This window comes from Streptomyces sp. NPDC059009 (genome assembly GCF_042740175.1).
Classification (GTDB): Bacteria; Actinomycetota; Actinomycetes; order Streptomycetales; family Streptomycetaceae; genus Streptomyces.
This window is the reverse complement of record NZ_JBHYJB010000029.1, coordinates 50757-68117: the sequence shown is the minus strand read 5'-3', so window position 1 is coordinate 68117 and position 17361 is coordinate 50757. Positions and strand designations below refer to the sequence as shown.

Sequence of the window (17361 nt, the reverse complement as noted above, 5' to 3'; positions counted from 1 at the left end):
ACGGGCACCGTGGTTCGGGTACAAGCATGCGGTACGGGGGTCTGCGCACGGCAGCTCCCGCCTTCCCCAAAGGAGGCGGCCATGTCCCCACCCATGTCCGCGAGCACGTTCCTGAACGCCCTCAGGGACGAAGGCGTGACGGTCGTCGAGCTCGACGGCTGGCGCGAACACAACCGCAACCACAAGGGTCCTTGGGGACCCGTGCACGGTGTGGTGATCCACCACACCGCGACGAAGGGCAGCGAGCGCACCGTCCAGATCTGCTGGGACGGCTGGGACAGCCTGCCCGGACCGCTGTGCCACGGCGTCATCACCAAGGACGGCCGCGTCCACCTGGTCGGCTACGGCCGCGCCAACCACGCCGGCCTCGGCGACGACGACGTGCTGCGCGCCGTCATCGCCGAGAAGCGCCTCCCTCCTGACAACGAGGCGAACACGGACGGCAACCGCCACTTCTACGGCTTCGAGTGCGAGAACCTCGGCGACGGCGACGACCCCTGGCCCGAGGCCCAGCTGGAGGCCATCGAGAAGGTGTCGGCGGCCATCTGCCGGGTGCACGGCTGGACGGAGCGGTCCGTCATCGGACACCTCGAATGGCAGCCCGGGAAGATAGACCCCAAGGGCTTCACGATGGACTGGATGCGGGAGCGCATCGGCGACCGCCTGAAGTGACCGGCTGAGGTGACCGCCTGAAGTGACCGGCTGAAGTGACTGGCTGAAGTTTCCGGCCGGGTCATCTCCTGAGTGATCACCGAGGGTCGTCCGCGGTGACCCCGGGTACCGCCCGATGTCACCGCGGGCCGCCCTCACCGACCCGAGGGACAATGGCGGGGTGTCCACCGCCCCGCCGCTCCGCACCACCCTCGGCCCCCGGCTCCCCAGCCCGCTGCGGGAGGCCAGGGACGAGCGGTTCGCCCGGCACGGCGTGCGCCTCCTGCTGAAGCGCGACGACCTCATCCATGAGGCGCTGCCCGGCAACAAATACCGCAAGCTCGCCCTGAACCTGGAAGCGGCCGCCGACGCCGGGCACCGCACGCTGCTCACCTTCGGCGGCGCCTACTCCAACCACCTGCGCGCCACCGCCGCGGCCGGGCGTCTGCTCGGCTTCGCCACCGTCGGCGTGGTCCGCGGCGACGAACTCGCCGCCCGCCCGCTCAACCCCTCCCTCTCCCAGTGCGCGGCCGACGGCATGCGCCTGCACTTCGTCGACAGATCGACGTATCGCCGCAAGGGCGAACCGGAGACGCTGGCCTCGCTCCTGCGTGCCGCCGACGCCCCGGACGCGTACGTCATCCCCGAGGGCGGCAGCAACTCCCTGGCCGTGCGCGGCTGCACGGCCCTCGGCGCCGAGCTGCGCCCCCACACGGACATCGCGGCCGTCGCCTGCGGCACCGGCGGCACCCTCGCCGGGCTCGCGGCGGGCCTCGGCCCCGACCGGCGGGCCCTCGGCATACCCGTGCTCAAGGGCGGCTTCCTGGGCCCCGAGATAGCCGCCCTGCAACGCCAGGCGTTCGGTGCCGCGACGACCAACTGGACCCTGGACGAGCGCTTCCACTGCGGCGGTTACGCCCGCACCTCCCCCGAACTCACCGCGTTCGCGAAGGACTTCGAGGACCGGCACGACCTCCCCGTCGAGCCCCTCTATGTCGCCAAGCTGCTCTACGGACTGACGACCCTCTCCGAAGAGGGCACCTTCCCTCCCGGCACCACCGTCACCGCGGTGATCACCGGCACCCCGCCGCCCGCCCGCTGAGCGCGCGGGCCCTGAGCGCACGGCCCCCTCAGTCCTCCATCTCCCGGTACGCGGCGGCCTCTTCGAGGTCCAGCTTCCGCAGCAGGGTGCGCATCATCTCGTCGTCGATGCGCCGCTCGTCCCGCATCTTCACGAACACCTCGCGCTCCGCGGCGATCGCCTCGCGCGCGAGCCGCCGGTAGGTGTCGTCCGCGGACTCCCCCGTCACCGGGTTCGGCTGGCCGAGCCGCTCCCACACCGAGTTGCGGCGCCGCTCCAGGACGGTGTGCAGACGGTCCTGGAGGGGCGGCGGAAGGCTGTTGCGCTCGTCCTCCATGAGTTCGTCCACCCGCTCCTCCGCGGCCTGCGAGGCGACGCTCTGCGCCTGCGCCTCCGCGAGGGTCTGCGCCCGGGCGTCCCGGCCCGGCAGCTTCAGGACCTTGATCAGCCAGGGCAGCGTGAGGCCCTGCACGACCAGCGTGCCGATCACCGTGGTGAAGGTCAGGAACAGCACCAGGTTCCGCGCGGGAAAGTCCTGCCCGTCGTCCATGTGCTCCGGGATGGAGAACGCGATCGCCAGGGAGACCACGCCCCGCATCCCCGCCCAGCTCACGATCAGCGGCCGCCGCCAGTCCATGTCCCCCTCGCGCTCCCTGATCCGCGGCCGCAGCCACAAGGGCAGATACGTCGCCGGATACGACCACACGAAGCGCGTGACCACGACGAAGACGAAGACCCCGACCGCGTACCAGACGGCCTGCCCCGCGCCGTACTCCCCCAGCTCCCCGACGACGACGCGCAGTTGCAGCCCGATCAGCGCGAAGACCGACGACTCCAGGATGAACGCGACGACCTTCCACACCGCGGCCTCCTGCAGCCGCGTCTCGAAGTCGACCTGCCAGGAACGGTGCCCCAGGTAGAGGGCGACCACGACGACGGCGAGCACTCCGGAGGCGCCGACCTGCTCCGCCGCCGCGTACGCGACGAAGGGGACGAGCAGCGACAGCGTGTTCTGCAGCATCGCCTCCTTCAGGTGCGAGCGCAGCCAGTGGATCGGCACCATCAGCAGCAGCCCGACGCCGACCCCGCCGACCGCCGCCATCAGGAACTCCCTGATGCCGCCACCCCAACTGGCGCCCGCCCCGACGGCCGCCGCGAGCGCCACCTTGTAGGCGGTGATCGCGGTGGCGTCGTTCACCAGGGACTCGCCCTGGAGGATCGTGGTGATCCTGGAGGGCAGCCCCACCCGGCGCGCGATGGCCGTGGCGGCCACCGCGTCCGGCGGCGCGACCACCGCGCCGAGCACGAGCGCGGCCGTCAACGGCAGGTCGGGGACGAGCAGATACGCGAGCCAGCCGACCGCGACGGTGGCGAACAGGACGTAGCCGACGGAGAGCAGCGCCACCGGCCTGACGTTCGCCCGCAGGTCCAGGTACGAGCTCTCCAGGGCGGCGGTGTGCAGCAGCGGCGGCAGGATGAGCGGCAGCACGACGTGCGGGTCCAGGTGGTAGTCCGGGACCTTCGGGATGTACGAGACGGCGAGCCCGGCCGCGACGAGGAGCAGCGGCGCGGGCACCGGCGTGCGCCGTGCTGCCCCGGCCACAGCGGCACTGGCCGCGATCAGCGCCACCAGTGGCAATACGTCCATCGGGCAAGCCCCTTCACGGTTTCTCTGCACGTCGTAACCTGGCAATCATGAACGAGTGCTCGCACGTCCCCGCGCTGCCGCACCCCGAGCCGGCACCCCTGAGCGACACCTGCCTGGAGTGCCTGGCCGCCGGGAGCCACCCCGTCCAGCTCCGGCTCTGCCTGGACTGCGGCCACGTCGGCTGCTGCGACTCCTCGCCGTTCCAGCACGCGACGCAGCACTTCAAGGACACCGGCCACCCGGTCATGCGCACCTTCGAACCGGGCGAGAAGTGGCGCTGGTGCTTCGTCGACGGTTCGATCGTCTGACGCCTGGGTACGTCACCCATCTGTTGAAGTGACCGCCCATACTTTCCAATTGGGCCCGCAGACCCCTAGCCACTGTCCGTACCCGTAGGCTTACTATGAGTGACAGCAGCGGGGCGGGGTCCCCGGGACACAGAACTGCGGAGCGCGGTAGCGTCACCGCTGAACCACGTGGCGCGTTACCCGAGTGACGCGGTCCGGACTGCCGCGGTCGCGGTGGGCCTGGAGCCCCGAAAGTGCTTGTACCCCCTTGGAGGTGAGGGTGTCCCAGATCGCAGGCGAGCCCGGGAATCAGGACTTCGTCGAGGTCCGACTGCCGGCTGCGGGTGCCTACCTGTCGGTGCTGCGTACGGCGACGGCCGGTCTGGCAGCGCGTTTGGACTTCACCCTCGACGAGATCGAGGACCTCCGCATCGCGGTCGACGAGGCGTGCGCGATCCTGCTGCAACAGGCCGTGCCCGGCTCCGTGCTCAGCTGCGTATTCCGGCTCGTGGACGACTCGTTGGAGGTGACGGTCTCCGCGCCGACCACCGACGGTCGCGCCCCCGAGCGGGACACCTTCGCCTGGACCGTCCTCTCGGCCCTGGCGGGCAAGGTGGGCTCCGACGTCGCCGACGACAAAACCGTTTCGATCAGCCTCTACAAGCAACGCGGCGCGGGACCCGGGCCGGCGTGAGGAACGGGGACGGGCCGGTGCGGGACGAAGAGCGCGGAACACGCGAGCCACGCAGCACACGGGGCCTGCCCGCCGAAGGCCGGGGAGGTACGCGCATGACCATCCCCGAGCAGCAGGCCAGGCCGCATCCCGAGGACCCGGAGCAGTCGGGGCCCCGCACGGTGGCCGATGTGTCGGAGCAAGCAGAGCCGACCGCCCCGAAGGGGCGGCGGCGGGTGACGGGCGGGCCCATGAGCGAGCACGAGCGACACGGTGAGCAGCACAGCCGGCACGATCCACAGGACCGCAGCGGCGCGCGAGCGATGTTCGTCGAGCTGCGCTCCCTGAAGGACGGCAGCCCGGAGTACGCGGAGCTGCGCAATCAGCTCGTCCGCATGCACCTGCCGCTCGTCGAGCACCTGGCCCGTCGCTTCCGCAACCGCGGCGAGCCCCTGGACGACCTCACCCAGGTCGCCACCATCGGCCTCATCAAGTCCGTGGACCGCTTCGACCCGGAGCGCGGCGTGGAGTTCTCCACGTATGCGACGCCCACGGTCGTCGGCGAGATCAAGCGGCACTTCCGCGACAAGGGCTGGGCGGTCCGGGTTCCCCGCCGCCTCCAGGAGCTCCGGCTCGCGCTCACCACGGCGACGGCGGAGCTCTCCCAGCTGCACGGCCGCTCCCCCACGGTGCACGAGCTCGCCGAGAAGCTCGCCATCTCCGAGGAGGAGGTCCTGGAGGGCCTGGAGTCGGCGAACGCGTACTCCACGCTGTCCCTGGACGTCCCCGACACGGACGACGAGTCACCGGCTGTGGCCGACACCCTGGGCGCGGAGGACGAGGCCCTGGAGGGCGTCGAGTACCGCGAGTCGCTCAAGCCGCTCCTGGAGGACCTGCCGCCCCGCGAGAAGCGCATCCTGCTGCTCCGGTTCTTCGGCAACATGACGCAGTCGCAGATCGCGCAGGAGGTCGGCATCTCCCAGATGCACGTCTCCCGGCTGCTCGCCCGCACGCTGGCCCAGCTCCGGGAGAAGCTCCTCGTCGAGGAGTGAGCCGAGGAGCGAGCCGAGGAGTGACGGGCCTGCCGGGCGGACCCGTCACGCGGTGTTGCCGGGCCCCCGGATGCCGAGCGCCTCGGTCGTCTCGGCGTTCACCAGCAGGACGAGTGACGTGACGGACACCACGGCGAGCGCGATCCCGGCGACGATCAGGGCGCTGTCGACCTGGAGGAGCTGCCAGGCGACGGGCAGCGCCATGATCTGCGTGATGATCGCGGGCCCGCGGCTCCACCGGCGCAGACCGAGCAGACCGCGCGCGGCGAGCAGCGGAAGCAGCGCCAGGACGATCAGCGTGACCCCGCCGGTCGTGGCCTGCTCCGGGTTGTCGGGGTCACCCGCGAGACCCATCACGAGCATGTACACACCTCCGGCGAGGAGCGCGAGCCCCTCGACGGCGGCAAGGGCCGCGGCGGCCGTCAGGCGCGCGGGCCGCGGGCCGGAAACCGGGGCTTCGTCCGGGGCTTCGGGGGTGGACTTCCGCTCAGTGCTCACCTCAGCAGGGTAGCTCTGCGTGTCCAGGGTCCGGACCTGGGTCTGGGCCAGGTAAAGACCGGTAGGTAGTCTGCTGCGCATGCGTGCACTCCTTGTGGTCAATCCGGCGGCAACCACCACCAGTGCGCGCACGCGCGAAGTCCTCATCCACGCCCTGGCGAGCGAGATGAAGCTCGAGGCGGTCACCACGGAGTACCGCGGGCACGCCCGGGACCTCGGCCGGCAGGCGGCGGAGAGCAAGGACATCGAGCTGGTCGTCGCCCTCGGCGGCGACGGCACCGTCAACGAGGTCGTCAACGGCCTGCTCCACCACGGCCCCGACCCCGACCGCCTGCCCCGCCTCGCGGTGGTCCCCGGCGGCTCCACCAATGTCTTCGCGCGCGCCCTCGGTCTGCCGAACGACGCGGTGGAGGCGACCGGCGCGCTTCTCGACGCCCTGCGCGAGGGCTCGGAGCGGACGGTGAGTCTCGGCCGCGTCTCGGGAACTCCCGGCAGCGAGGACGAGACGGTGCCGCCGCGCTGGTTCACTTTCGCCGCCGGATTCGGCTTCGACGCGGGAGTGGTCGGCCGGGTCGAACAGCAGCGGGAGCGCGGAAAGCGCTCGACGCACGCCCTTTATGTGCGCCAGGTGGTGCGCCAATTCCTTCAGGAGCCGAACCGCAGGCACGGCACCATCACGCTGGAGCGGCCCGGCGAGGACCCGGTCACGGACCTGGTGATGTCGATAGTCTGCAACACCTCTCCGTGGAGCTTCCTCGGCAACCGCCCGCTCTACGCGTCACCCCAGGCGTCCTTCGAGACGGGGCTGGACATCATGGGCCTGAGCAGGCTTTCCACCGCCGCCGTCGCCCGGTACGGAACACAGCTGCTGACCTCCTCGCCCGAGCGGGGACCCCACGGCAAGCACGCGGTTACGCTCCATGACCTCGTCGACTTCACCTTGCATTCGAAGGTGCCCCTCCCCCTTCAGATGGACGGTGACCATCTGGGGCTGCGGACGAGCGTGACGTTCACAGGCGTTCGCCGTGCACTGCGTGTGATTGTGTGAGTGGAAGGGCCTAAAGTCCTTTCACTCGAACGTTTAGGCCACGGTCCACCCCATAGAAGTACGGCTGTGACCCAGCCGACACTGAGGAATCAAAAAAAACTTTCCTGAAGGGGTTGTATCCGCCGCCGAGGTTTGCGAATCTCTACATGGCGATCGGGACGGCCCGCAACATCGGCCCCACAGAGAGCCAGAACCCCACCTCACTCACAAGGTCCACACCAGGCAACTGGGAGTCGGCCCTTCCCGTGCGGGGGGATTCGTGAAAGCGTTCACATTCACAAGCAACCTGCATGTCACACCAAGAGAGGTAGCAGCCATGGACTGGCGTCACAACGCCGTTTGCCGCGAGGAAGACCCCGAGCTGTTCTTCCCCATCGGCAACACCGGTCCTGCGCTGCTGCAGATCGAGGAAGCCAAGGCCGTCTGCCGTCGCTGCCCTGTCATTGAGCAGTGCCTGCAGTGGGCGCTCGAGTCCGGCCAGGACTCCGGCGTCTGGGGTGGCCTCAGCGAGGACGAGCGTCGCGCGATGAAGCGCCGCGCCGCCCGCAACCGTGCGCGCCAGGCCAGCGCCTGACGCCCACTGCCCCAGCCTGGGCCCGGCGGCGCGTACAGCGAGTACGCAACTCCCGCCTCCCGAACCGCAGCGCGCAGTGCCCCCGATGCGCATAGCAACGTGAGCAGAAGGCCCCGGACCACTCAGTGGTCCGGGGCCTTCTGCTGTGTACCGACCGCTCCCCCGCGCCGCGCGCCGAGCGGGTGCCGAATTCGCTTCTGCGTACGGCTACTTGTCACCGCGTACGGGAATGTCAAGGAGGACCTGCGTCCCGCGCTCCGGAGCCCGGACCATGTCGAAGGTTCCGCTCAACTCGCCCTCGACGAGGGTGCGCACGATCTGCAGGCCGAGGTTGCCGGAGCGGTGCGGGTCGAAGTCGGCAGGCAGGCCGACGCCGTCGTCCTGGACCGTGATGAGCAGGCGGGAGTCCTTGCTGGTGCCGCCGCGGACCGCGGAGACCTCGACCGTGCCGGTGTCGCCGGGGCCGAAGCCGTGCTCCAGGGCGTTCTGCAGGATCTCGGTGAGGACCATCGACAAGGGGGTCGCGACCTCGGCGTCGAGTATCCCGAAGCGGCCGGTGCGACGGCCGGTGACCTTGCCCGGGGAGATCTCCGCGACCATCGCGAGGACGCGGTCGGCGATCTCGTCGAACTCCACGCGCTCGTCCAGGTTCTGGGAGAGCGTCTCGTGGACGATGGCGATGGAGCCCACGCGGCGCACGGCCTCTTCGAGCGCCTCGCGGCCGGTGGCCGAGTCGATGCGACGGGCCTGCAGGCGGAGCAGGGCGGCCACCGTCTGGAGGTTGTTCTTCACCCGGTGGTGGATCTCCCGGATGGTGGCGTCCTTGGTGATCAACTCCCGCTCGCGGCGGCGGAGTTCGGTGACGTCGCGCAGGAGGACGAGCGAACCGATGCGCGGGCCCTTGGGCTTGAGCGGGATGGCACGCAGCTGGATCACGCCGTCGCCGCCCTCGATCTCGAACTCGCGGGGTGCCCAGCCGCTGGCGAGCTTGGTGAGCGCCTCGTCCACCGGGCCCCGGGACGGGGCGAGTTCGGCGGTGGCCTTGCCCAGGTGGTGGCCGACGAGGTCGGAGGCGAGACCGAGGCGGTGGTACGCGGACAGGGCGTTCGGCGAGGCGTACTGGACGATGCCGTCGGCGTCGAGGCGGAGCAGCCCGTCGCCCACGCGCGGGGACGCGTCCATGTCGACCTGCTGGTTCGGGAAGGGGAACGATCCTGCGGCGATCATCTGGGCGAGGTCGGAGGCCGACTGGAGATAGGTGAGCTCCAGGCGGGACGGGGTGCGCACCGTCAGGAGGTTGGTGTTGCGGGCGATGACGCCGAGGACGCGCCCTTCCCTGCGTACGGGGATGGACTCCACCCGGACCGGGACCTCCTCGCGCCACTCCGGGTCGCCCTCGCGCACGATGCGCCCCTCGTCCAGGGCCGCGTCCAGGAGCGGGCGGCGGCCGCGCGGGACCAGGTGGCCGACCATGTCGTCCTGGTAGGACGTGGGGCCGGTGTTGGGGCGCATCTGGGCGACCGAGACATAGCGGGTGCCGTCGCGGGTGGGGACCCAGAGCACGAGGTCGGCGAAGGAGAGGTCGGAGAGCAGCTGCCACTCCGAGACCAGCAGATGCAGCCACTCGAGATCGGAGTCGCCGAGGGCGGTGTGCTGGCGTACGAGGTCGTTCATGGAGGGCACGTGTGCGAGCGTACCTGGCGGCCTTCGAGAGGCTTTCCGGAGCCGGGCTCCGGCCCCGTCGAGCCGCGGCGCCGAGGCAGGACCCTCAACCTGCCTGGCACCGCAGCCCTTCAGGTGCATCGGCCGCCAGAATGTGCGGTACCGGCGGGCCGACCGGGAGGACTCGACGCGGTCAGGGCAGAGAGCGCCGACTCCTCGGTCCGCCCTCCTGTGCGGGGAGAGCGGAGGCTTTACTCACGCATTGTGGACTAGACCATTCTCCGATGTCCATGCGTGGGTCGATGTTAATTGTTGGCCCTTCCTCCAAGGCCGGACCGGCCCCTCCACAAGACGATCCGGACGCTTCTCAGGTTCCCGGCCAGGCCCGCATCGACAGGTCGGCGACCGCCTCAAGGTCCCGCAGTCCCGCGCCGTCGCGGGACTGCTGGGACATGCCCTGGAGCACGGCGCCGGCGTAGCGGGCCAGGGCCTCGGGGTCGGTGTCCGCGGGGAGCGCGCCGGTGGCCACATCGGATCTGATGCGGTCCGCGAAGGAGGCGATGTTGGCCTCGCGCCGCTCGCGCAGGGCGCCCTCGACCTCCGGGGTCGCGCAGTTGGTGGCGGCGTGGATGACGAGGCAGCCGTGCGGGTGGCCGTCCTCGGTGTAGATGGCGGCGGCCCGGCGGAGCATGCGGTGGACGGCGGCGCGGGCGGTCGGCTCCTCGGCGAAGGCGCGCGCACCGGCGTCGTACCGCTCTCCGTAGACCCGCACGACCTCTTCGAAGAGCGTCTTCTTGTCGCCGAAGGCCGCGTACAGGCTGGGGGCGCCGATGCCGAGGGCGCGGGTGAGGTCGGCGACCGACGTCGCCTCGTAACCGTGTTCCCAGAACGTGTGCAGCGCCTTCTCCAGCGCGGCCTCGCGGTCGAAGGAGCGGGGGCGGCCCCGCTGTTTCGTCGCCATGCGGGAATTGTATAGCGGGCGCTAGAGAATGGGAGGGGCGCGGCCGTGCACGGACGGTCAGCGGGTCTCCGTCACTTTGGCCAGGGCGCGCGGGGCGTCGGGGTCCTGGCCGCGGGCGATCGTCACCTCGTACGCGAGGAGCTGGAGCGGGATGATCTCCAGGACCGGCTGGAGCTCCTCGGGCACGCCGCCGGTCGGCAGCACGAAGCCCGCGGACGCCTGCTCGACCTGGGCCTTCGGGCCGACGACCACGAGGTCCGCGCCGCGGCCGCGCAGCCGGTCGAGCACGGGCTGGAGGGCGGCGCCACCGCTGCCGTCCGTGACGACCGCGATGACGGGCGAGATGTTGTCGACCATGGCGAGCGGGCCGTGCAGCAGATCGGCGCCGGAGTAGGCGAGCGCCGGGATGTAGCTCGTCTCCATCATCTTCAGGGCGGCCTCCTTCGCGGTCGGATAGCCGTAGCCGCGGGAGGTGATCACCATGCGCTCCGCGAAGCGGTAGCGGGCCGCGAGGTCCTTGATCTCGCCCTGGCGGGCCAGGAGTCCGGCGGCGAGGTCGGGCAGCGGGGCCGCCACCGCCGGCCCGTCGCCGCCGCCGAGCCCCTCGACCAGGAGGTACAGGCAGAGCAGGGCCGCGGTGTAGGTCTTCGTCGCGGGCAGGGCGCGCTCGGGGCCTGCGAGGACGTCGATGTGGTGCTCGGAGACGGCGGCCAGCGGGGAGTCCGGGTTGTTGGTCACGGCGAGGGTGATCGCGCCCGCCTCGCGCGCGGCCCGGGTGGAGGCCACCAGGTCGGGCGAGCCGCCGGACTGACTCACCGTGACGGCGAGGACGTCGCGCAGGTCGGGCTTGGCGCCGTACGCCGTGATGGTGGACATCGAGGTGAGGCCGCAGGGGATGCCGAGGCGGATCTCCAGGAGGTACTTCGCGTACAGGGCGGCGTGGTCGGACGTGCCGCGCGCGGTGAGCAGGACGAAGCGGGGGCGCCGGGCGGCGATGGCCTCGGCGGTGGCGCGGATCGCGGGGGCTCCGGTGTCGAGGATGCGGCGCAGCACCTCGGGCTGCTCGGCCGTCTCGCGGGACATCATCCGGCCCGGGCGCTCGGCGTGCGCCTCCGACGGTGTCGTGTCGGTCATGCCTTCCACTGTCCCCGCTCGGCGGGAACGGCGCCCGCCCGAGGGGCGCTCGACGGGCGGAGAGCCGGTGAACGGCCGAGCATGGGAGGGCGGGAGCAGTTGCCCGGTCCGCGGCGTCACGGCGGTGCGGCTCTGCTAGATTGGTCTATACCACAGTCCGTTTGAGTCCCCTCTTCAGATCGGCAGGCCCAGCGTGGAAGTTGTCATCGTCCCGGACGCCAAGGCAGGCGGCGAGCTCATCGCGGAGGCCATGGCCGCCCTGGTGCGCCGTAAGCCGGACGCCCTGCTCGGTGTCGCCACCGGATCCACCCCGCTGCCCATCTACGAGGCCCTGGCCGCCAAGGTCGGCTCCGGCGCCGTGGATGTGGCGCGCGCCCGCATCTGCCAGCTCGACGAGTACGTCGGGCTGCCCGTCGGGCACCCCGAGTCCTACCGCTCCGTCGTGCTGCGCGAGGTCGTCGAGCCGCTCGGGCTCAGCGAGGCGTCGTTCATGGGGCCCGACGGCAGCGCCGAGGACGTGCAGGGGGCCTGCGACGCGTACGACAAGGCACTTGCCGAGGCCGGGGGTGTCGATCTGCAGCTGCTCGGCATCGGGACCGACGGGCACATCGGCTTCAACGAGCCCTGCTCGTCGCTGGCTTCGCGCACCCGCATCAAGACGCTGACGGAGCAGACGCGGGTGGACAACGCGCGCTTCTTCGACGGGGACATCGAGCAGGTGCCGCACCACGTCATCACGCAGGGCATCGGGACGATCCTGGAGGCGCGGCACCTGGTGCTGCTCGCCACGGGCGAGGGCAAGGCGGACGCGGTCGCGGCGACCGTGGAGGGGCCGGTGGCCTCCGTGGTGCCCGCGTCGGCGCTGCAGTTGCACCGGCACGCGACCGTCGTGGTCGACGAGGCCGCCGCCTCGAAGCTGAAGCTGGCGGACTACTTCCGGCACACGTACGCCAACAAGCCTGCGTGGCAAGGCATTTGAGACGTCGTACGACGATGGGGCGCCCCTTGGCGAAAGGGGCGCCCCATCGTCGTATCCGCGTCAGGAACCGGTGATGGCCTCCGCCGCCGCCGCCCCGCACACCCTCGCCGCGCCGTACGTCGCGATGTGCAGGGAGCCTCGCGGGGTCGACTGGGGCACGCCCATCTCGACCACGATCGTGTCGGGGCGGGCCGTCAGGAGGGTGTCGAGGGCCGACGCCATCCACGGGTGGCGGTGGGCGTCGCGGACCACCGCCACGATGCGGCGCTCCCCCGCCGCCGCCAGGGCGTCCGCGCCCGCGGTGTCACCGGAGAAGCTGGCCGTCCCGGTGCCGGGGAGGCGGCGCTGGAGTTCGGCGGCGACGCCCCAGGGGGTCTCGTCGCCGACCGCGATGTTGGCCAGGGGCGTGAAGGCGGCGACGTACGGGGCCTCGGTGACCGGGCCCGCGTAGGTCTCGCCGTGCGTGACCGTGAGGGCGCGGCGGGCCGCGGTGAGGCCGATCCCGGTGTCGGGCGCGCCCCCCGAACGATCGGCCGCGCCCGACACCGAGGTCCAGGAGGCGAGAGCCCGTACGCGCTCGGCGGCGTCGGCGAGGCGCTCCTCGGGGAGTTCGCCGGCGCGGACCGCGGCGACCAGGGCGTCCCGCAGGCGCAGGACCGTCTCGTCGTCGGCGAGGCCGCCGCCCACGCAGATCGCGTCGGCGCCCGCGGCGATGGCGAGGGCGCTGCCGCGCTCGATGCCGTACGTCGAGGCGATGGCCTGCATCTCCATGCCGTCGGTGACGATCAGTCCGTCGAAGTTCAGCTCCTCGCGCAGGACGCCCGTCAGGATGCGGTGCGAGAGGGTCGCGGGGCGCTCCGGGTCCAGGGCCGGTACGAGGATGTGGGCGCTCATGACCGCCCGGCTGCCCGCCGCGATGGCCGCGCGGAACGGGGCCAGGTCACGGGCGCGCAGCGTCTCCAGGTCCACGTCGATGCGCGGCACCGAGTGGTGCGAGTCGACCGCGGTGTCCCCGTGCCCGGGGAAGTGCTTGGTGCAGGCGGCCACCCCCGAGGACTGGAGGCCCTCGACGTAGGCGGCCGTGTGCCGGGCCACCAGGAGCGGGTCGGCGCCGAAGGAGCGGACGCCGATGACAGGGTTGTCCGGGTTGGCGTTGACGTCCGCGGAGGGCGCCCAGTTGAGGTTGACGCCGCAGGCGGCCAGGCGGCGGCCGAGCTCGGCGGCGACGTCGCGGGTCAGGGCGGTGTCGTCGACGGCGCCGAGCGCGTGGTTGCCGGGGAAGGAGGAGCCGGTGCGCACCTCGAGGCGGGTGACGTCGCCGCCCTCCTCGTCGATGGCGACCAGCACGTCGTCGCGCTCGGCCCGCAACTGGGCGGTGAGCGCGGCCAGTTGCCCGGGCGAGGCGATGTTGCGGCCGAACAGGCCCACGGAGGCGAGCCCCTCGCCGAGGCGGCGGAGCAGCCAGTCGGGGGCCGTGGTGCCGACGAAGCCGGGCTGCAGGACCGTGAGGGCGTCGCGGGTGAGGGTGTCGGTGGCGCGGGTGAGCGTCGTCATAGGGCGTTATCCCTTCACTGCGCCGGCCGTGAGACCCGCGGCCATCTTGCGCTGGACCAGGAGGAAGAGGACCACGATCGGGACGGCCATCATCGTGGAGCCGGCCATCATCGGGGCGTACTCGGTGCCGTTCTTGGTGGTGAAGTTGCCGAGCCAGACGGTGGCCGTCTGGTTCTGCTGGCTCATCAGCATCAGGGCGTAGAGGTACTCGTTCCACGCCTGGATGAAGCCGTACACCGAGGTGGCGACCATGCCGGGGGCGAGGAGCGGGAAGACCACGCGGACGAAGGCGCCGGTGCGGGTGCACCCGTCGACCATCGCCGCTTCCTCCAGCTCCTTGGGGATGTTGACGATGAACCCGCGCAGCGTCCACACCGTGAAGGGGAGGATGAAGGTCAGGTACGTGATGATCAGGCCCGAGAGCTTGTCGTACTGACCGAGGTCGTTCAGGAGCAGGAAGACCGGGATGATCATGGCGACGAGCGGCACCATCTGCACCGCGAGGATGCCGACGATCACGATCTTGCGGCCGCGGAAGGCGAACCGGGAGATGGCGAGCGCCGCCAGCATGCCGATCGCGATGCCGATGACCACGACCACCAGGGACACGATGAGGCTGCGCCCGACGGGGCCCCAGAAGTCCGAGACCTCGAGGGCCCGGCGGAAGTTCTCCAGGGTGAAGGTCCGCGGGAAGAAGTGCGGGTTGGGGTCGATGGCGTCCTTGGCGGGCTTGAACGCGGTGTTCAGCATCCAGTAGACGGGGAAGCCCGCGGTGAGGAAGACGGCGAGGCCGAGGAGGTTCCAGCCGAGCTTCGTCTTGCGCCGGGGCCGTCGGGCCTTGGGGGCGGGGGAGGCAGAAGGAGCCGTGGCGGGCGTGGCCACGTCCTCCTTTCCGATCACTGCGCTCACTCGACCTCTCCGATCTTGAGCATCTGACGCATGTAGACGGCGACGACGCCCAGCAGCAGGACGACGGTGATCAGGGCGATCGCCGAGCCGCCCGAGTAGTCGTTGACCACGAACGCCTTGTCGTACGAGTACGTGGTGAGCAGCTGGAACTCGGCCTCGGGGTGTCCGTTGCGCATCACGAAGACCTGCGGGAAGACGCCCATGTCCCAGATCACCGAGAGCGTGGTGAGCATGACGAGGATGGGCTTGAGGATCGGCAGCGTCACGTAGCGGAAGACGCCCCAGGATCCTGCGCCGTCGAGCCGGGCGGCCTCCTCCAGCTCCTTGGGGACCTGGGTGAGACCGGCGCTGAGGGTGATGACGACGAACGGGACGGCGCCCCAGACCACGAGGAGCATGATGACCGCGAGGCCCTGGGGCCCGGTCGCGAACCAGTTGTGGCCGATGAAGTCGACGCCGGGGAGCTTGCTGAGCAGCCAGTTGAGGACTCCGTAGTCGGAGTCGAACATCCACTTGAAGATCGTGGTGGCCACGATGATGGGCATGCCCCAGCTCGCCACGAGCGCGATGTTGATGAGCGTCTTGACCCAGCCGGAGACCCGCTGGAGCAGCAGCGCGATGAGCATGCCGATGACCATCGTGAGGACGACCGCGCCGCCCGCGAAGAGCACGGTGCGCACGACGACGGTCCAGAACTCGGAGTCCCCGAGGATGGCGCTGAAGTTGTCGAAGCCGACGTTCTCGGGCTCCTGGAAGCCCCAGAGCTGGGTCTTGCCGAACTTCTGGAAGGAGAGGGTGACCAGGCGCACCAGCGGATAGCCGAGCACGAGGACGAGGATGATCAGGCAGGGAGCGAGCAGCGCCCACGGGACCGCGGCGCCGCCTGTGGTGCGCCTCTTGCCGGGTCTGCCCGGTGATGGTGACCGCCGCCCCTGCGGCACCTTGGCGGTGGTTGTCTCTGCGGCACTCATCGCGCGCTCCTCAGCAGTCCCTCTCGTGGTGCGGGCGGCAGGGCCCCTCCGTGCGAAGGGGCCCTGCCGTCAGGTCACTTGGTGTTGATGACCTTGTCGATCGCGGCGTCGGCGTCCTTGGCCGCGGCCTCGACCGACTTCTTGCCGGTGCCGATGGACTGCAGCATCGTCTGCAGGGTCTGCGCCTTCTCGACCTGGCCCCAGCCCGGAGCCATCGGGACGAACCAGCTGCGCTCGGCGGCGGTGGCGGGGACCACCGTCTTGGGGTCGTCCTTGAGGGTCGCGAGGTCCTTCTTGTTGTTGGGCAGGTTGCCCTTGGCCATCAGGCCCTTCTGGCCCTTGGCCCCGGTGAAGGCGGCGATCCACTCACCGGCCGCCTCCTGGGCGTCCGACTTGACCGGGACGGCCAGGTCGGAGCCGCCGAGGAAGACGGGGGCGTTCTTGCCGGACGGGCCGGGCATGACGAAGTCCTCGATCTTCTTGCCGAGCTTGCCGACCTTGTCGTTCTTCTTCAGGGCCGCGGTGCCGCCCTCCCAGGCGGAGGCGAAGATCATCGCCGACTTGCCCTGGCCGTAGACGATCGGGCGGTCCGCCTCGTCCTTGGTCTTGTCCCCGTGCATGTAGGTGTCGAGCACCTTCTTGTACGCGGTGAGGCCCTTGATGGACTCGGGCGAGGAGAGGTTCGACTTCCACTTGTCGCCGTCCTGCTTGGCGATGGAGCCGCCCGCGTCGTAGACGAAGGACATGGCCGCGTACCAGTCGCGCGAGGGCTGGTACCAGGCGCTGAACTGCTTGCCCTTCTTGTCCTGGATCTTGTCCAGGTCGGCGGTGAGCTCCTTGTACGTCTTCGGCGTCGACTTGATGCCCGCGTCGGCGGCGATGTCCTTGCGCCAGGTCGCGACGCGGCCACCGGCGTAGTACGGCACGCCGTAGGTCTTGCCCTCGTAGGTCACGGACTCCTTGAGGCCGTCCAGCCAGTCGCCCGAGTTCTCGAACTTCTTGGGGTCGAGCGGGGCGAAGGCGCCGGTGACCATGTAGCTGAGCATCTCGGAGTTGCCCATCTCGACCACGTCGGGCGCCTTGTCCGTGGACAGGACGGCGTCGAGCTTGGCGTTCTTGTCCGGCCAGCCGTAGTACTCGTGGTTGATCTTCATCCCGGGGTGCTTCTGCTTCACCGCGGCGTCGGCGGCCTTGACCAGCTCCGGCCAGTTGTTCTGCGCGTCGACGGTCAGCCAGACCGTCAACTCCTTCGTCTCGGCGGCGGACTTGCTCTTCCCGTCGCCGTCCCCACCACAAGCCGCGACGCCCGCCATGATGCCCACGACACCGATGGCCGCTATGAGCTTGCGCTTCATGTCACCCTCCTCAGGAGTGCCATCAACCCCCCACCCGCAGCGACCAATAGGACGAGAACTGCCCGTGGGACCGGAACCTGGTCTTTAATGGTGTAGACCAGTACGGGGAGCTTGGCCTAGACCTTTAGGGGTGTCAAGGGTGTATAAGAAGGGCTGTCGCGTCCGTTATCGGACCGACACCTGAGCGGGCACGACCGGGTCGGCCCGTCCCGTGCCACGATGTGAGCCGCGACAGACGGAGGAGCCGGTGACGGCAGCAGCACAGCCGCAAAAAAATGCCGCGCGCAGCGGGTCCCCCCAGGTGTCCAGCTCTGGGGGAGCGTC

The 17361-nt window shown here is 70.5% G+C and carries 17 protein-coding genes; 8 read left to right on the top strand and 9 right to left on the bottom strand.

Annotated features, from left to right (window positions below; translation table 11 throughout):
* Window positions 1-81 precede the first annotated feature (81 nt).
* Together ACFWYM_RS27030 and ACFWYM_RS27025 are read left to right on the top strand one after the other, a co-directional pair.
* Window positions 82-672, top strand: a complete 591-nt coding sequence (locus ACFWYM_RS27030) for an N-acetylmuramoyl-L-alanine amidase (protein ID WP_384842470.1) — start codon at window positions 82-84, stop codon at window positions 670-672.
* A gap of 115 nt (window positions 673-787) precedes the next feature.
* Entirely contained in the window at window positions 788-1753 is a 966-nt protein-coding gene (locus tag ACFWYM_RS27025; RefSeq protein ID WP_384842467.1) for a 1-aminocyclopropane-1-carboxylate deaminase/D-cysteine desulfhydrase, read from the top strand.
* 28 nt (window positions 1754-1781) lie between these two features.
* Here the strand turns inward: ACFWYM_RS27025 and ACFWYM_RS27020 are convergent, their stop codons facing one another.
* Window positions 1782-3380: a Na+/H+ antiporter gene (locus tag ACFWYM_RS27020; RefSeq protein ID WP_384842464.1), complete on the bottom strand. Its 1599-nt coding sequence runs from the start codon at window positions 3378-3380 to the stop codon at window positions 1782-1784.
* Window positions 3381-3427: 47 nt separating this feature from the next.
* Between ACFWYM_RS27020 and ACFWYM_RS27015 the strand changes: the two genes are divergently transcribed.
* The 3 genes from ACFWYM_RS27015 to ACFWYM_RS27005 all read left to right on the top strand — a co-directional run bounded on the left by ACFWYM_RS27015 (window position 3428) and on the right by ACFWYM_RS27005 (window position 5392).
* A complete protein-coding gene (locus ACFWYM_RS27015; RefSeq protein WP_384842460.1) occupies window positions 3428-3688 on the top strand; it encodes a UBP-type zinc finger domain-containing protein in 261 nt (86 codons plus the stop codon).
* Window positions 3689-3947: 259 nt separating this feature from the next.
* Window positions 3948-4361, top strand: coding sequence for an anti-sigma regulatory factor (locus ACFWYM_RS27010; RefSeq protein ID WP_384842458.1), 414 nt, complete (start codon window positions 3948-3950; stop codon window positions 4359-4361).
* Window positions 4358-5392, top strand: coding sequence for an RNA polymerase sigma factor SigF (locus ACFWYM_RS27005; RefSeq protein ID WP_384842455.1), 1035 nt, complete (start codon window positions 4358-4360; stop codon window positions 5390-5392). Before ACFWYM_RS27010 ends, ACFWYM_RS27005 begins: the two co-directional genes overlap by 4 nt.
* Before the next feature lie 45 nt (window positions 5393-5437).
* Here ACFWYM_RS27005 and ACFWYM_RS27000 read toward each other — a convergent pair whose 3' ends face one another.
* Entirely contained in the window at window positions 5438-5890 is a 453-nt protein-coding gene (locus ACFWYM_RS27000) for a hypothetical protein (protein WP_384842452.1), read from the bottom strand.
* A gap of 79 nt (window positions 5891-5969) precedes the next feature.
* Here ACFWYM_RS27000 and ACFWYM_RS26995 point away from each other — a divergent pair, with 79 nt between their 5' ends.
* Window positions 5970-6938, top strand: coding sequence for a diacylglycerol/lipid kinase family protein (locus ACFWYM_RS26995; protein WP_384842449.1), 969 nt, complete (start codon window positions 5970-5972; stop codon window positions 6936-6938).
* Window positions 6939-7254: 316 nt separating this feature from the next.
* Window positions 7255-7512: a WhiB family transcriptional regulator gene (locus ACFWYM_RS26990; RefSeq protein ID WP_003992873.1), complete on the top strand. Its 258-nt coding sequence runs from the start codon at window positions 7255-7257 to the stop codon at window positions 7510-7512.
* Window positions 7513-7719: 207 nt separating this feature from the next.
* Here the strand turns inward: ACFWYM_RS26990 and ACFWYM_RS26985 are convergent, their stop codons facing one another.
* The 3 genes from ACFWYM_RS26985 to ACFWYM_RS26975 form a co-directional block, all read right to left on the bottom strand.
* The gene (locus tag ACFWYM_RS26985) at window positions 7720-9186 is read right to left on the bottom strand and encodes a PAS domain-containing sensor histidine kinase (protein ID WP_384842646.1); all 1467 of its coding nucleotides are present in this window, start codon (window positions 9184-9186) and stop codon (window positions 7720-7722) included.
* A 355-nt stretch (window positions 9187-9541) separates the two neighbouring features.
* Complete coding sequence (locus tag ACFWYM_RS26980) at window positions 9542-10135, bottom strand: TetR/AcrR family transcriptional regulator (protein WP_384842446.1); 594 nt, start codon at window positions 10133-10135, stop codon at window positions 9542-9544.
* 57 nt (window positions 10136-10192) lie between these two features.
* Window positions 10193-11269, bottom strand: coding sequence for an SIS domain-containing protein (locus tag ACFWYM_RS26975; RefSeq protein WP_384842443.1), 1077 nt, complete (start codon window positions 11267-11269; stop codon window positions 10193-10195).
* A gap of 193 nt (window positions 11270-11462) precedes the next feature.
* Here ACFWYM_RS26975 and nagB point away from each other — a divergent pair, with 193 nt between their 5' ends.
* Window positions 11463-12248 carry a glucosamine-6-phosphate deaminase gene (gene nagB, locus ACFWYM_RS26970; RefSeq protein ID WP_384842440.1) on the top strand — a complete coding sequence of 262 codons (786 nt, stop codon included), beginning with the start codon at window positions 11463-11465 and terminating at the stop codon, window positions 12246-12248.
* A gap of 60 nt (window positions 12249-12308) precedes the next feature.
* Here nagB and ACFWYM_RS26965 read toward each other — a convergent pair whose 3' ends face one another.
* From ACFWYM_RS26965 to ACFWYM_RS26950, 4 genes are all read right to left on the bottom strand, one after another.
* Window positions 12309-13802, bottom strand: coding sequence for a glycoside hydrolase family 3 protein (locus tag ACFWYM_RS26965; RefSeq protein WP_384842437.1), 1494 nt, complete (start codon window positions 13800-13802; stop codon window positions 12309-12311).
* 6 nt (window positions 13803-13808) lie between these two features.
* The gene (locus ACFWYM_RS26960) at window positions 13809-14684 is read right to left on the bottom strand and encodes a carbohydrate ABC transporter permease (RefSeq protein ID WP_384842643.1); all 876 of its coding nucleotides are present in this window, start codon (window positions 14682-14684) and stop codon (window positions 13809-13811) included.
* Between the two features lie 23 nt (window positions 14685-14707).
* Window positions 14708-15682 carry a carbohydrate ABC transporter permease gene (locus ACFWYM_RS26955; protein ID WP_384842434.1) on the bottom strand — a complete coding sequence of 325 codons (975 nt, stop codon included), beginning with the start codon at window positions 15680-15682 and terminating at the stop codon, window positions 14708-14710.
* 74 nt (window positions 15683-15756) lie between these two features.
* The gene (locus tag ACFWYM_RS26950) at window positions 15757-17037 is read right to left on the bottom strand and encodes an extracellular solute-binding protein (RefSeq protein ID WP_384842430.1); all 1281 of its coding nucleotides are present in this window, start codon (window positions 17035-17037) and stop codon (window positions 15757-15759) included.
* Window positions 17038-17361 lie beyond the last annotated feature (324 nt).